Source organism: Dactylosporangium sp. NPDC049742 (assembly GCF_040674675.1).
Taxonomy (GTDB): domain Bacteria; phylum Actinomycetota; class Actinomycetes; order Mycobacteriales; family Micromonosporaceae; genus Dactylosporangium; species Dactylosporangium maewongense.
Genome location: NZ_JBFANF010000020.1, coordinates 38,613 through 50,719, shown reverse-complemented (window position 1 = coordinate 50,719; position 12,107 = coordinate 38,613). Strand labels below are relative to the sequence as shown.

Annotated in this window: 12 protein-coding genes; 2 read left to right on the top strand and 10 right to left on the bottom strand. The window is 71.7% G+C overall.

Annotation, left to right across the window (positions count from 1 at the left end; genetic code table 11):
• Window positions 1-960: 960 nt before the first annotated feature.
• The 6 genes from AB0J72_RS24335 to dhaM all read right to left on the bottom strand — a co-directional run bounded on the left by AB0J72_RS24335 (window position 961) and on the right by dhaM (window position 5,882).
• Window positions 961-1,635: a regulatory protein RecX gene (locus AB0J72_RS24335; protein WP_363402493.1), complete on the bottom strand. Its 675-nt coding sequence runs from the start codon at window positions 1,633-1,635 to the stop codon at window positions 961-963.
• Window positions 1,636-2,576: 941 nt separating this feature from the next.
• On the bottom strand, window positions 2,577-3,626 hold the full coding sequence (gene recA, locus AB0J72_RS24330; protein WP_363402294.1) for a recombinase RecA: 1,050 nt from the start codon (window positions 3,624-3,626) through the stop codon (window positions 2,577-2,579).
• Window positions 3,627-3,773: 147 nt separating this feature from the next.
• Window positions 3,774-3,974 carry a DUF3046 domain-containing protein gene (locus AB0J72_RS24325; protein ID WP_363402292.1) on the bottom strand — a complete coding sequence of 67 codons (201 nt, stop codon included), beginning with the start codon at window positions 3,972-3,974 and terminating at the stop codon, window positions 3,774-3,776.
• A gap of 10 nt (window positions 3,975-3,984) precedes the next feature.
• Window positions 3,985-5,208: an MFS transporter gene (locus AB0J72_RS24320; protein WP_363402290.1), complete on the bottom strand. Its 1,224-nt coding sequence runs from the start codon at window positions 5,206-5,208 to the stop codon at window positions 3,985-3,987.
• Window positions 5,209-5,266: 58 nt separating this feature from the next.
• The gene (locus tag AB0J72_RS24315) at window positions 5,267-5,527 is read right to left on the bottom strand and encodes an HPr family phosphocarrier protein (RefSeq protein ID WP_344507758.1); all 261 of its coding nucleotides are present in this window, start codon (window positions 5,525-5,527) and stop codon (window positions 5,267-5,269) included.
• Window positions 5,511-5,882: a dihydroxyacetone kinase phosphoryl donor subunit DhaM gene (dhaM, locus tag AB0J72_RS24310; protein ID WP_344507760.1), complete on the bottom strand. Its 372-nt coding sequence runs from the start codon at window positions 5,880-5,882 to the stop codon at window positions 5,511-5,513. The genes AB0J72_RS24315 and dhaM overlap by 17 nt, the downstream gene beginning before the upstream one ends.
• Before the next feature lie 64 nt (window positions 5,883-5,946).
• Between dhaM and dhaK the strand changes: the two genes are divergently transcribed.
• Together dhaK and dhaL are read left to right on the top strand one after the other, a co-directional pair.
• Window positions 5,947-6,936: a dihydroxyacetone kinase subunit DhaK gene (gene dhaK, locus AB0J72_RS24305; RefSeq protein ID WP_363402287.1), complete on the top strand. Its 990-nt coding sequence runs from the start codon at window positions 5,947-5,949 to the stop codon at window positions 6,934-6,936.
• Between the two features lies 1 nt (window position 6,937).
• Window positions 6,938-7,621: a dihydroxyacetone kinase subunit DhaL gene (gene dhaL / locus AB0J72_RS24300; RefSeq protein ID WP_363402285.1), complete on the top strand. Its 684-nt coding sequence runs from the start codon at window positions 6,938-6,940 to the stop codon at window positions 7,619-7,621.
• On the opposite strand, the gene AB0J72_RS24295 is transcribed toward dhaL, so the two are convergent.
• From AB0J72_RS24295 to AB0J72_RS24280, 4 genes are all read right to left on the bottom strand, one after another.
• Window positions 7,618-8,760, bottom strand: a complete 1,143-nt coding sequence (locus AB0J72_RS24295) for an acyl-CoA dehydrogenase family protein (RefSeq protein ID WP_363402283.1) — start codon at window positions 8,758-8,760, stop codon at window positions 7,618-7,620. The two genes, dhaL and AB0J72_RS24295, sit on opposite strands and share 4 nt — an antisense overlap.
• 68 nt (window positions 8,761-8,828) lie before the next feature.
• Window positions 8,829-9,560, bottom strand: coding sequence for a hypothetical protein (locus AB0J72_RS24290; RefSeq protein WP_363402281.1), 732 nt, complete (start codon window positions 9,558-9,560; stop codon window positions 8,829-8,831).
• Between the two features lie 234 nt (window positions 9,561-9,794).
• Window positions 9,795-10,586 carry a hypothetical protein gene (locus tag AB0J72_RS24285; protein ID WP_363402279.1) on the bottom strand — a complete coding sequence of 264 codons (792 nt, stop codon included), beginning with the start codon at window positions 10,584-10,586 and terminating at the stop codon, window positions 9,795-9,797.
• Between the two features lie 144 nt (window positions 10,587-10,730).
• Entirely contained in the window at window positions 10,731-12,053 is a 1,323-nt protein-coding gene (locus AB0J72_RS24280) for an aminotransferase class I/II-fold pyridoxal phosphate-dependent enzyme (protein ID WP_363402277.1), read from the bottom strand.
• Window positions 12,054-12,107 lie beyond the last annotated feature (54 nt).

The window sequence follows — 12,107 nt, the reverse complement described above, 5'->3', positions numbered from 1 at the left end:
GGTCGCGTGCTGACGACCTGCGAGTCGTTCGCGGAGGATGGCAGGGGCGCACTCCGTCACGACGTCACCTCGCTCCGCTCGGCGCTGCGCAGGGTGGCGCAACGCGGGATGTTGTGGAGGAGACGCCCGACCACAGCCTGCCATCAAGATGTATCAATATCGGGACACAGGGTGCCCCGAAGACCGGTCGACACCACACCTCCCGCAAGGCATGGCGCTTATATGTCGTGCATAAACGTTGCTGATCTGTGACGCGATCTATGTTGTGCGGTAAACCCGCGGTGGTTGGGCGGTCTCCATCTGGTAACGCCGAGGCTAGGTCGTGAAGGGCGCTTCGGTCAAGGACTCATGATCGGGCACCATACGGGACTTAAGTCCGTCAAGACCCCCGCCAGGCGAAACACCCTACCAGTGACATTTGACCAGACCTTTCCGGCATGTCGGTCGCACTCACCCCGAAATTGTCGACCGCCAGTAGTCACCCGTTCGCAACCTGCTCAACCTCGGCATCAGTCCTGCTGCAATCATTCCACCACACACCGTGCGCCCACCAACCACACCATCGAAGCTCGTCGCACTCCACCCCTTCCGCCGCGCCATCGACGCCAGGTGGCGTTCTGCCAGCTGTCCTCACCTCGCCGACACCTGAGCCACGCCCATACCCTCCGGCGCCCCCTTCTACGCGGTGACGCTTCTCTCGGGGTTGGCGACCGGCCGGTGTACGTGATCCACGGAGAGATCTGGTCGCGATCGCGGCCAGACCCGTCCTTCGATCAAGCCGCCGGCGAACTCAGCCGCGCTCTCCTCGGGGTTGGCTCGGCACTGCTCCGGCTGTAGAACGTGCCGGCGTCAACACCGCCCAGAAGCTCGGCGCCGCCCCTAGGCAGAATCAAGCGCGGCCCGAGGCAGCCTCGGCGTCGATGCCGTCCGCGAACTCAGCCGCGCCCGCCCAGGGCGGGCTCAGCGCTGGTCGGGGTCGATGGCGGCGTCGGCCAGGGCGTCGGCATCGATACCGTCGGCGAACTCGGCGGCGTCGTCCCGGGCCGCCAGGCCCTCCTTGACCAGGCGGATGGCCATGCCCGGGGGGTACCCCTTCCGCGCCAGCATCCCGACCAGCCGGCGGAACACCGCCTCGGGTGGGGCGTTGGACTCGACGCGGAGGCGCCTGGCGACCAGGGCCCTCGCGGTCTGCTCCTCGACGTCGGGGTCGAGCTCGTCGAGTGCCTCACCGACCTCGTCGGACGAGACGCCCTTGCGGCGCAGCTCCCCCGCCAGCGCCCTGCGGGACAGTCCCTTCCCGTGGTGCCGGCTGGCCACCCACGCCCGGGCGAACGCGGCGTCGTCGATGATGCCGACCTCGTCATACCGGTCGAGGATCTCGTCGGCGATCTCGTCCTCGACGCCACGCTTGCGCATGGCGGTGGCGAGCTCGAGCCTGGTCCTCGGCCGGACGGCGAGCTGCCGCAGGCAGATCTCCCGGGCCGCCTCCCTCGGATCGAGCGGCGCCGCCGGCTGTCCACCACGGCGGGAGCCGCCCCGCCGCCCCGACCGGCCTTCCGAGCCGTCGCCCCGCCGCCCGGCCCCGTCCTGCTGAGGATCGGACTGAGGCCCGGCCTCCGCGGGATCTCCCCACAGCCCTGCCTCACCCTGCCGCTCCGGAATGAAGCCGCGACCGAGACCGTCCGGCCGCTCCGAGACAGAGCCACGCCCGGGACCGTCCTGGGACTGCCTGCGTGCCCCGCGCTTCTGACCCGATCGGCGACCCCGGCTGGAGCCACCACCGGCGTCACGGTCCGACGCCGGAGCGGCGGCGGCCGGCAGGTCCCCGGCAAGACTGCCGCTCCAGGGATCCCCGGCGGCGTCGAGCGGAGACGTGGACGACCGCTCGCCGGCCGCGCCACGCGGCGCGGCGGATGCCCGCCCGCGCCGGGTGCCGCGCTCAGAACCAGAACCAGAACCGGAGCCAGGGCCAGGGCCAGGGCCGGAACCGGAGCCAGGGCCGAAGGCCTGACCAGGTGGAGCACCGCCCAGAGCTGTCGGCCAGCCCGGCGGGATCTCGCCGGATGGAATCCCGCGCCCCGGGGCGGTCGGCCAGCCGGGTGGGAGCTCCCGGGTGGTCGTCGGCCACGGCGGCGGAGCGCTGTCCGTGCTCACACCCGCCACAGCATCACCGGACGGGTCGCGCGGCGTCGCTCTCGCGGCCGCGGCGCCGCCCGGCTGGGCCTCGGCGGACAGCCACGGGTTGTCGTCGCTCATGTCAGCGAGGATCCAGGGCACGCCGCTCGCCGCCGGGTCAGAACCAGCGGACGCACCCGCCGCGGGGTCGGGACCGGTGAAGGAGGGCTCAGCGTCCTCGGGTTCGGTTGACTGCTGGCTGGGATCGTCGGATCGCCGCCTGCCCGGCACGAGCACACCTCCGAAAACCATGAACAGCGCGGGCGGGCCGGCCGTGGGACGGACCTCCAAACCAGGAGACCCTCCCACGAACCGGCACCGATCGCCGCGTGAGCCGCGCTAGGCCAGACGCAGGGCGCAAGGGTGTGGGGCCCAGCGCCAAGGAACAGCGCCCGGAACGGTCAGAAGTCGACCGGAGCCACCTCGGGGCCGCTGGCGGCGTCCGTGGCCTGGCCGACACCCACGCCCAGCTTCTCCTTGATCTTCTTCTCGATCTCGGCGGCGACGTCGGGGTTCTCCCGCAGGAACTTGCGGGAGTTCTCCTTGCCCTGGCCGAGCTGGTCGCCGTCGTAGGTGTACCAGGCGCCGGCCTTGCGGATGATCGTCTGCTCGACACCCACGTCGATGAGGGAGCCCTCGCGGGAGATGCCCTTGCCGTACATGATGTCGAACTCGGCCTGCTTGAACGGCGAGGCCACCTTGTTCTTCACGACCTTGACGCGGGTCCGGTTGCCCACGACGTCGGTGCCGTCCTTGAGGCTCTCGATGCGCCGCACGTCGAGGCGGACCGACGAGTAGAACTTCAGCGCGCGACCACCCGTGGTGGTCTCCGGGCTGCCGAACATGACGCCGATCTTCTCGCGGAGCTGGTTGATGAAGATCGCCGTGGTGCCGGCCGTGTTGAGGGCACCGGTGATCTTCCGCAGCGCCTGGCTCATGAGGCGGGCCTGCAGACCGACGTGGCTGTCGCCCATCTCGCCCTCGATCTCGGCGCGGGGCACGAGGGCCGCGACGGAGTCGATGACGATGATGTCGAGCGCGCCGGAGCGGACCAGCATGTCGACGATCTCGAGGGCCTGCTCACCGGTGTCCGGCTGGGAGACGAGCAGCGCGTCGGTGTCGACGCCGAGGGACTTGGCGTAGTCGGGGTCGAGGGCGTGCTCGGCGTCGATGAACGCCGCGATGCCACCCTGGGCCTGCGCGTTGGCGATCGCGTGGAGCGCGACGGTCGTCTTACCGCTGGACTCAGGCCCGAAGACCTCGATGACCCGGCCGCGGGGCAGCCCGCCGATGCCGAGCGCCACGTCGAGGGCGATGGATCCGGTCGGGATCACGGACATCGGCGCGATGACCCGCTCACCGAGCCGCATGACCGAGCCCTTGCCGAACTGCTTGTCGATCTGTGAGAGGGCGAGCCCGAGCGCCTTCTCCCGGTCAGGTTGCACTGCCATGTCCGTCACCCCTGAGTTCGCGGTCTTCGTCGGCGTTCGTTTATTCACGCTGACAAGGTAAGCGCCGGGTATGACAAAAAATCGGCGCCGACGCCTGAGGAGATTACCCGTACATCTGTTCGATCAACGAGCCGACACGCCAAAAAGTCACCTTAACCTGCTAGGAACACGCTCCGGGTATGCGGCGACTACGGCGCGCCACACCACGGCCGCGTCCTCGCCACCCGCGAGGGCTTCCTTGATCGTCTTGCCGCCGAGCTGGGTCAGCACCTGATCGTTGGCGATGCTACCGGCGTACGCCGCGCCGAACGCCTCTTCCAACCGCTGCCAGAAATCTGTCAGTCGCACGCGGCCAAGACTAAGACCTCCGCAGCGCCAGCGCGGCCAGCGGCACCACGGCGATCCCCGCCAGCACCGACAACGTGGCGAACCCGAACAGGTCGACCACGACCCCCGCGAGCGCGCCCGCGGTGGCCGCCGACACGCCCATGATGACGTCGGACAGCCCCTGCACGCCGGCGCGCTCCCGGACGGGCACGGACTCCGACAGCAGCGTGGATCCGGCCACCATCGTGCAGCCCCAGCCCACCCCGAGCAGGCCCATCCCGGTCGCCAGCCGGACCGTGTCGTCGCCGGCGGTGCCGCTCAGCGCGCACGCCGACGCGAGGAGCACGACGCCCGCCAGGATCACCGGTCGGCGGCCGAACCGGTCGGCGGCCCAGCCGACGACGGGCGACAGCGCGTACATGCCGGTGATGTGGATGCTGATCACCAGCCCGACGATGCGCAGCAGGTCACCGTGCGCGTGCACGTACTCACCGATGTGCACCGGGGTCATCGACATGACGCCGACCATCACCACGTGGCCGACCGCGACGGCGGAGACGCCGAGCCGCGCGCCGACACTGGCCCGGATCGCCGCGTAGGCCGACGACCAGGACGACGGCTTGTCGGACGCATCGGACAACGCCAACGAACGCGCCGTCAGCAGCGGATCCGGCCGCAGCAGGACGAACAGGGCGACCGCCCCGGCAGCGAACGCCAGAGAACTGAACAGGTACGGCCCCGCGTACTCGGGCGCACCCCACGGCATCGTCACCCTGTCCGCGAACGGTGCCAGATTCGGGCCGACCACCGCACCCAGCGTCGTCGCCCACACGACCAGCGACAGGTGCCGCGCCCGGCGGTCGCTGTCGGCGAGGTCGACGGCGGCGTACCGCGACTGCAGGTTGGCCGCCGAAGCCCCGCCGAACAGGAACGTGCCCACGAACAGCAGCGGCACGAGCCGCCACGACACCGCGGCCACCACCAGGAGCGAGCCGAGCACGCCCACGCCGTACGCGAACACCAGCCCCGGCCGCCGGCCGCCGGTGCGCATCAGCCGCGTCGCCGGGATCGCGATCAGCGCCGCCCCGATGACCGCGGCGCTGCCGGAGAGCCCCGCGGCGCTCGGGCCGGCCATGTCGGCGGCGAGCAGCGCACCGATCGACACCCCACTGGCGACGCCGAGCCCGCCGATCACTTGCGTGGACACGAGCAGGCCCAGGGTGCGCCGCTGGAGGACGGCAGGTGCGTCGATCACGCCGTCATCCTGGCGTAGGCACCGCAGCCCGCACCACCCCTTACCGCAGAGGCGGCGGCTACTCGTACTCCGCCAGCAGCGCCGCCAGGGCGGATACCGCGTCCGCCGCGTCGGCGCCTGTGGCGGACACCACCACCGAGGAGCCCGCGCGGGCGTTCAGCCCCATCACGCCGAGCACGCTCCGGGCGCTCACCCGCCGCTCGCCTGCGGTGATCTCGACGGTACTGGTGAACCCCGCAGCTGCCCGGACCAGCGCGCCGGCCGGGCGTGCGTGCAGGTCCGCCGGCAACACGACCGTCGCCTCAGAGCTTGCGGACATCGCGGGCCTCCGTCGCCGCCCGGATGCACTCCGCGAGGTCGGCACCGGCGCCGGCCAGTACCGCCGAAGCCACCGCCCCCTCGACGAACGGCGCGTCCACCAGGGTGGCCGTGTTGGCGACCCGGTCCTCGAGCACGGTCTGCGCGGTGAGGACGGCGCTGCCCAGGTCCGTCAGGACCAGCACCCCGGCGCCCCGGTCGGCCCGGTCGATCGCGACCAGGATCCGGTCGTAGCTCGTGCCGAGCCCGCCGTCGTCCGTGCCACCCGCCGCCTCGATCGGGACTTCCTCCCCCGCGACCTGCACGAGCATGTCCCGCAGCCCGTGCGCGAGCCGTTCGCTGTGTGAAACCAGCACGATTCCCACCATGTGTGCCACGTGAGCAATGCTATGCAGCCGCCGTACCGCCAAAATGCTAGGCATGAAGAAGTTCATCAACGATCCGGACGCCGTGGTCCGGGAGGCCCTCGCCGGGATGGCCGCCGCGCACCCTGAGCTGCGCGTGGACCTCGACGAGCAGATCATCGTCCGGGCCGACGCGCCCCGCCCCGGCAAGGTCGGCCTCGTCTCGGGCGGCGGCTCCGGCCACGAACCGCTGCACGGAGGGTTCGTCGGGCTCGGGATGCTCGACGCCGCGTGCCCCGGCGAGATCTTCACCTCCCCCGTCCCCGACCAGATCCTGGCCGCCACCAGGGCCGTCGACGGCGGTGCGGGGGTCCTGCACATCGTCAAGAACTACACCGGCGACGTCATGAACTTCGAGATGGCCGCGGAGGACGCCGAAACCCCGATCGAGAGCGTCCTCGTCGACGACGACGTCGCGGTCGACGGCTCCACCTGGACGGCGGGCCGCCGCGGTACGGGCGCGACCCTGCTGGTCGAGAAGATCGCCGGCGCGCTCGCGGAGCAGGGTGCGGCACTCGCCGAGGTCGCCGCCGTGGCGCGGGACGTCAACGAGCGGTCGGCCTCGTTCGCGATCGCCCTCACCGCCGGCACGACCCCGGCCGCCGGCAAGCCCGGGTTCGACCTGCCGGAGGACGAGATCGAGGTCGGCGTCGGCATCCACGGCGAGCCCGGCCGCGCCCGCGAGCAGCTGCGCCCCGCCCGCGACCTCGCCGCCCGCATCGTCGAGCCGATCCTCACCGCCAAGCCGCTCGCGCCCGGCAGCGAGGTGATCGTGCTGGTCAACGGGCTGGGCGGGACACCGCTGCTGGAGCTCTATCTCATGTTCAGCGAGGTCAGCCGGCTGCTGGCCGATGCTGGTGTACGGGTGGCCCGCAGCCTCGTCGGCAACTACGTCACCAGCCTGGACATGGCCGGGATGTCGCTCACCGTGTGCCGTGCCGACGAGCGGATCCTGCGCCTCTGGGACGCCCCGGTCCGCACCCCCGGCCTGCGGTGGGGTGCCTGACATGGATGCCACTCCGCCCTCCGGCGGCCTGACGTCCGGCTCCGACGGGACCCCGCCGTCCGGCGGGGTGCCCGGGGTGGACGCCGCGCTGGCTCGTGCGTGGGTCGCGGCCGTCGCCGCCTCCGTCACCGCGCACGCCGCCGAGCTGACCGACCTCGACGCCGCCATCGGCGACGGCGACCACGGCGTCAACCTGCGCCGCGGGTTCGACGCGGTGGTCGCGGCCCTCGCCGCGTTCGACGCGGACACGGCCGGCGCGGTCCTGACGAAGACCGGCACGACCCTGGTGTCGAAGGTCGGCGGCGCGTCCGGCCCCCTGTACGGCAGCCTCTTCCGCGCCCTCGGCAAGACCCTGTCCGACGACTCGTCCGTCACCGCCTTCGGCGCCGGCCTGCGGGCTGGCCTGGACGCGATCGTGCGGCTCGGCAAGGCCGAGCCCGGCGACAAGACCATGGTCGACGCGCTCACCCCGGCCATCGCCGCGTTCGAGGCCGCGACCCCGTCCGGTCTCGCGGCCGCCGCCACCGCGGCGGCCACGGCGGCGGCGGACGGGGCGGCCGCGACGACGCCGCTGCAGGCCCGCAAGGGCAGGGCGTCCTACCTCGGCGAACGCAGCGCCGGCCACCAGGACCCGGGCGCCACGTCCACCGCGCTGATCTTCGCCGCTCTCGCCGACGTGACCTAGACCCCGAGGCTGCGTCCGATGATCTCTTTCATGATCTCGGTCGTGCCGCCGTAGATCGTCTGGACGCGGCTGTTCAGCCAGGCCTTCGCGACCGGGTACTCCATCATGAAGCCGTACCCGCCGTGCAGCTGGACGCAGCGGTCCGCCACCTTGTTCTGCAGCTCCGTGGTCCACCACTTCGCCTTGGCCGCGTCGGCGACCGTGAGCCGCCCCGCGTTCTGCTCGACGATGCACTGGTTCAGGAACGTCCTGGCGATCGTCACCTCCGTGTCGAGCTCGGCGAGCACGAACCGGTTGTGCTGGAACGACCCGATCGGCTTGCCGAACGCCTGCCGCGTCTTCGCGTAGTCGAGCGTGATCGCGAGCACCTGCTCGGCCGACGCCACGGCGGCGACGGCGATGCCGAGCCGCTCCCGCGGCAGGTTCGCCATCAGGTGGTAGAAGCCCGAGTTCTCCTGCCCGAGCAGGTGGTCGGCGGGGATGCGGCAGTCGTCGAAGAACAGCTCGGCGGTGTCGTTGGCCTTGAGGCCCACCTTCTCCAGGCGGCGCCCCCGGGTGAACCCGGGCGTCCCCGACTCGACCACGAACAGGCTGATGCCGTGCGCCCCGAGCGCGGGATCGGTCTTCGCCACCACGACGACGAGATCCGCCAGCTCACCGTTCGTGATGAACGTCTTCTGCCCGTTGAGGACCCACTCGTCCCCGTCCCGCACCGCCGAGGTCCGCACCCCGGCGAGGTCGCTTCCGGCGCCCGGCTCGCTCATCGCGATGGCGGTCACGATGTCCCCGGAGCAGAACCCGGGCAGCCACCGCTTCTGCTGCTCCTCCGTCGCCAGGTCCGTCAGATACGGCGCCACGACGTCGTTGTGCAGCCCGAACCCGAGCCCGGACGCCCCTGCCGCGACGATCTCCTCGACGAGCACGGCGTTGAAGCGGAAGTCCTTCTGCCCGCCACCCCCGTGCTCCTCGTCGACGTCCATCCCGAGCAGCCCGGCCGCGCCCGCCTTCCGCCAGACCTCCCGGTCGACGATGCCGGCCTTGTCCCACTCGTCGTTGTACGGCACCGCCTCGCGGGCCAGGAACGCCTTGCACAGTTCCCGGAAGGCGTCGTGCTCGGCTTCGTACAGGTGCTGTTCCATGACGTGCAGTGTTCTCCGTGAGACGCGGTCTCGCCTACCCCTATCGTGCCCTGCCCGGCGGGCGTGAATCAGAGGCCGAGCATGCCGTACAGATGGTCCGGTAACGGTTCGGCGCCGGCCGGCGCGGTGGTGGTCAGGCTGGTGCCGAAGTCGGAGTAGGTGGCGGTGACGGGGTTGTCGGGGATCTCGACCTTCATCGCGACGAGCCGGTCGTGGTCGTCGACCGTCGCCTCGAACGGGATCCTGGTGGCGACCTGCCCCAGCTGCATCACCTGCGGGATGTTGACGGGCCCCCAGGTGGTCACGCGGGTCATGTCGACGGTGCCGTTGTAGGAGCGGTTCTCGCGGCGTACGTCGTGCGTCGCGGCGATCAGCGCCTGGATGCCGGTCGGGTCCTTGACGGCGCTGAGGCCGAGCGAGCCGGGCCGCGTGATGCGGGCGGGATCGACGCGGAACCAGGTGGCGCCGTCGAAGCCGGGCAGGGGCAGGCCGGTGAGCCGGGTGTACGCGGTCCCGCGCACCGCCACGGTGTCGATCTTCAGGGTGGCACCGTCGGAGGTGACGCTGACCGTGGCGTCGAGCAGGTCCGCGACCGGGTCGATACCGCCGGTGTAGCTGCCCTCCTTGGCCACCACCTTGAACCGGTAGCCGCCGTTGATCAGCGCGCCGAGGCTCTTCGCCAGCTCGCTCTGCGAGGGTGCGACCGACGGGCCGGCGGTCGGCTTCGGCGGGTCGCTCTTGCCGAACGAGCACCCCGCCAACGCCACCGCCGCGACCAGCCCCACCGCCAGCGCGCCCACCAGCCTGCCGCGCCGCGCACCACCCCGCGAACCCGCCGGCTGAGCGCTCCACGCACCAACCCGCGGACCCGCTGGCCGAGCGCTCCACGCGCCGCCCGGCAGGCCCGCTGCCCGAACGCTCCGCCCGCCGCCCGGCAGGCCCGCCGCCCGAACGAGCAGCGCGGACAGGCGGGCCGGTGCGGGCGACTGGCCCGGGGCGGATGGCCGGAGTGGCTGGTGTCGTGGCATGGGGGGTCAGCCGTTGAGCAGGCCGTAGACGGCGGCGGGGGCGGCGGCGACGTCGGCGGCCTTGGGCGCGGCGACCGTGACCGGCTGTCCGTGGCCGGTGTAGTCGACCGTCAGGGCCTGCTCGGCGACCGTGCCGTAGGCCGGGACCGTGATCTTCAAGGACACCAGGTGCTTGCCGTCGAGGGTGGCCGTGAACGGGGCCGACTTTGCCTTGTCGCCGAGGGCCTGCAGCACCGCGGCGTCGTCGATGCCGAGGTCGCCGCCGCTGCTGAGGTCATAGGTGCCGGTGATGGTGGTCGGGTCGCTCTGCGTGGCGGTGGCGACGCGGGACATGAGCCCCTGGCTGACGGTCGGGTCCTTCGCCTCGATCAGCCCGATGATCGCGTCCTTCTTGACCTTCGTCCGATCCAGCTTGTACCACTTCTTGGCGTTGATGCCCGTGGTCGGGATGCTGGTCTTGAAGTAGTAGTCGGTGCCGAGGGTGATGCCCTCGATCGTGTACTTGACACCGCCGGCGGCGACCCCGTCGACCTTCACCTGCTGCTTGCCGGCGGGGTCGATCGAGCCTGTGAACGTGCCTTCGGGGATCTTCATCGTGTAGCTGTAGGTGCCCGCGTTGAGGTCCTTGACGGCCGCGGCGAGCGTGTCCTTCGCGGACGGTGCCTGCGACGCGCTGCCGCTGGAGCCCTTCGAGGCGCCGCTGGTCGTGTTGTCGTCGCCGCCCCCGCAGGCTGTCACCAGTGCCAGTGCGACCGTCGCGACGGCGATGCCGAACGTCCTGAACGTGCTGCTGCGCATGCCATTCCCTCCTTGATGACGCGCCCTGAGAACGCTGCTCCCTGCCCAACAGCGCGCAGACGACTTCGGGTGCGTCGATGGCCACGGAACCCCGCAACCACCCACGGAGACTAACCGCCGGGTCCGACAATTCCGCCCCGCGGGTCACGCCTGCAGCCGGGAGGTGCCGGTCAGGCGCCGCATCACCGCGTCGGCCACCCGTCCGGCGTCCCGGGGGTCGAGGCAGGCCGTCGTGATACGGATCCCAGGGGGTGTGAGCAGCCGATACATGGATCCGGGCGCCACGGCGATGCCGTCCTCGCGCAGCCCCGCGACCATCGACGTCTCGTCCGGCACGGGGAGCCAGACATTGATGCCGCTGACGCCGCGGGCCGGTAGGTCGCCGAGCGCGGCGCGCATCGCCTCCCGGCGGGTCGCGTAGACGTCGCGGGCACGGTCGACCGTCGTGGTGGCGTCCGGGTCCTTCCACAGCTCGACGACCAGGCGTTGCAGGACGGTGGAGACCCAGCCCGCGCCGAGTCGCATGCGCCCTTCGATCCTTGCGACGGTCACCTCGTCGCCGACGACCACCGCGACACGGAGATCCGGCCCGTACGGCTTGGACAGCGACCGGACGTATGCCCACGCACCGGTCGAGCCGGCCAACGGGTGCGCCCTGTCGTGCGCGAGCTCCGCCGCGTGGTCGTCCTCCAGGACCAGCAGCTGGCGGTACATGCCGAGCTGACGCCGCAACGCAGCGGCTCGCCGCCCGGAGATCACCGCTCCGGTGGGGTTCTGGGCGCGGGACGTCACGACCAGTCCGGCCACCCCCGCGCTCAGCGCCGCCCGCAGTCCTTCCTCGGTGGGGCCCTCGTCGTCGACGGGCACGGACACGGGCGTGTAGCCGAGCGCCGCGACCAGGTCCAGGAGGTTTGCCCAGCCCGGGTCCTCGACCGCGACCTTGTCGCCGGGGCGCAGGTGCGCGACGAGGGCGCGCTCGATCGCGTCGAGGGCCCCGCCCGTGACGGTGAGGCGCCCGGACGGGATGCCGTCGGCGGCGAACCGCTCACCGGCCAGGTCGAGCAGCTCAGGCAGCGGGCCTCCCCCGGAGTAGCCGACCGCGGGCATGGTTTCGGCTAATCGGATCAGATGCGGCGCGTACATCGGCAGCAGCGCCCGATCAGGGGCACCGCTGGCCAGGTCGAGGCCGCCGGCGGGCACCGCCAACCCGTGCTGGCCGCGCCTGGCGACAGGGGGGCGCGGACGGACCCGCGTGCCGCCGCGGCCCGCCGTCTCGACCAGGCCCCGCTCGCGTAACGACCGATAGGCGGCCGCGACGGTGGCGGGGCTCACGCCGAGGCCTGCCGCGAGCGCACGGACGGACGGCAGCGCCGCGCCCGGATCGAGCTCGCCGGTGCGGATGCCGCGCTCGACGCTGGCCGAAATCTCGGCTGCCGTCGCGCCGGTCGGCTGGTACTGTACTGCCACAGTTCAGGGATTGTACTAGAACAAACGAGGTCATGGTGGAAACCTACCAGCGAA

What these genes read in the sequence shown, in the direction of transcription:
- recA (WP_363402294.1), bottom strand. Translation starts at nt 3,626, where the DNA reads ATGGCAGTGCAACCTGACCGGGAGAAGGCGCTCGGGCTCGCCCTCTCA.
- AB0J72_RS24315 (WP_344507758.1), bottom strand. Translation starts at nt 5,527, where the DNA reads ATGTCCGCAAGCTCTGAGGCGACGGTCGTGTTGCCGGCGGACCTGCAC.
- dhaK (WP_363402287.1), top strand. Translation starts at nt 5,947, where the DNA reads ATGAAGAAGTTCATCAACGATCCGGACGCCGTGGTCCGGGAGGCCCTC.
- dhaL (WP_363402285.1), top strand. Translation starts at nt 6,938, where the DNA reads ATGGATGCCACTCCGCCCTCCGGCGGCCTGACGTCCGGCTCCGACGGG.
- AB0J72_RS24295 (WP_363402283.1), bottom strand. Translation starts at nt 8,760, where the DNA reads ATGGAACAGCACCTGTACGAAGCCGAGCACGACGCCTTCCGGGAACTG.
- AB0J72_RS24285 (WP_363402279.1), bottom strand. Translation starts at nt 10,586, where the DNA reads ATGCGCAGCAGCACGTTCAGGACGTTCGGCATCGCCGTCGCGACGGTC.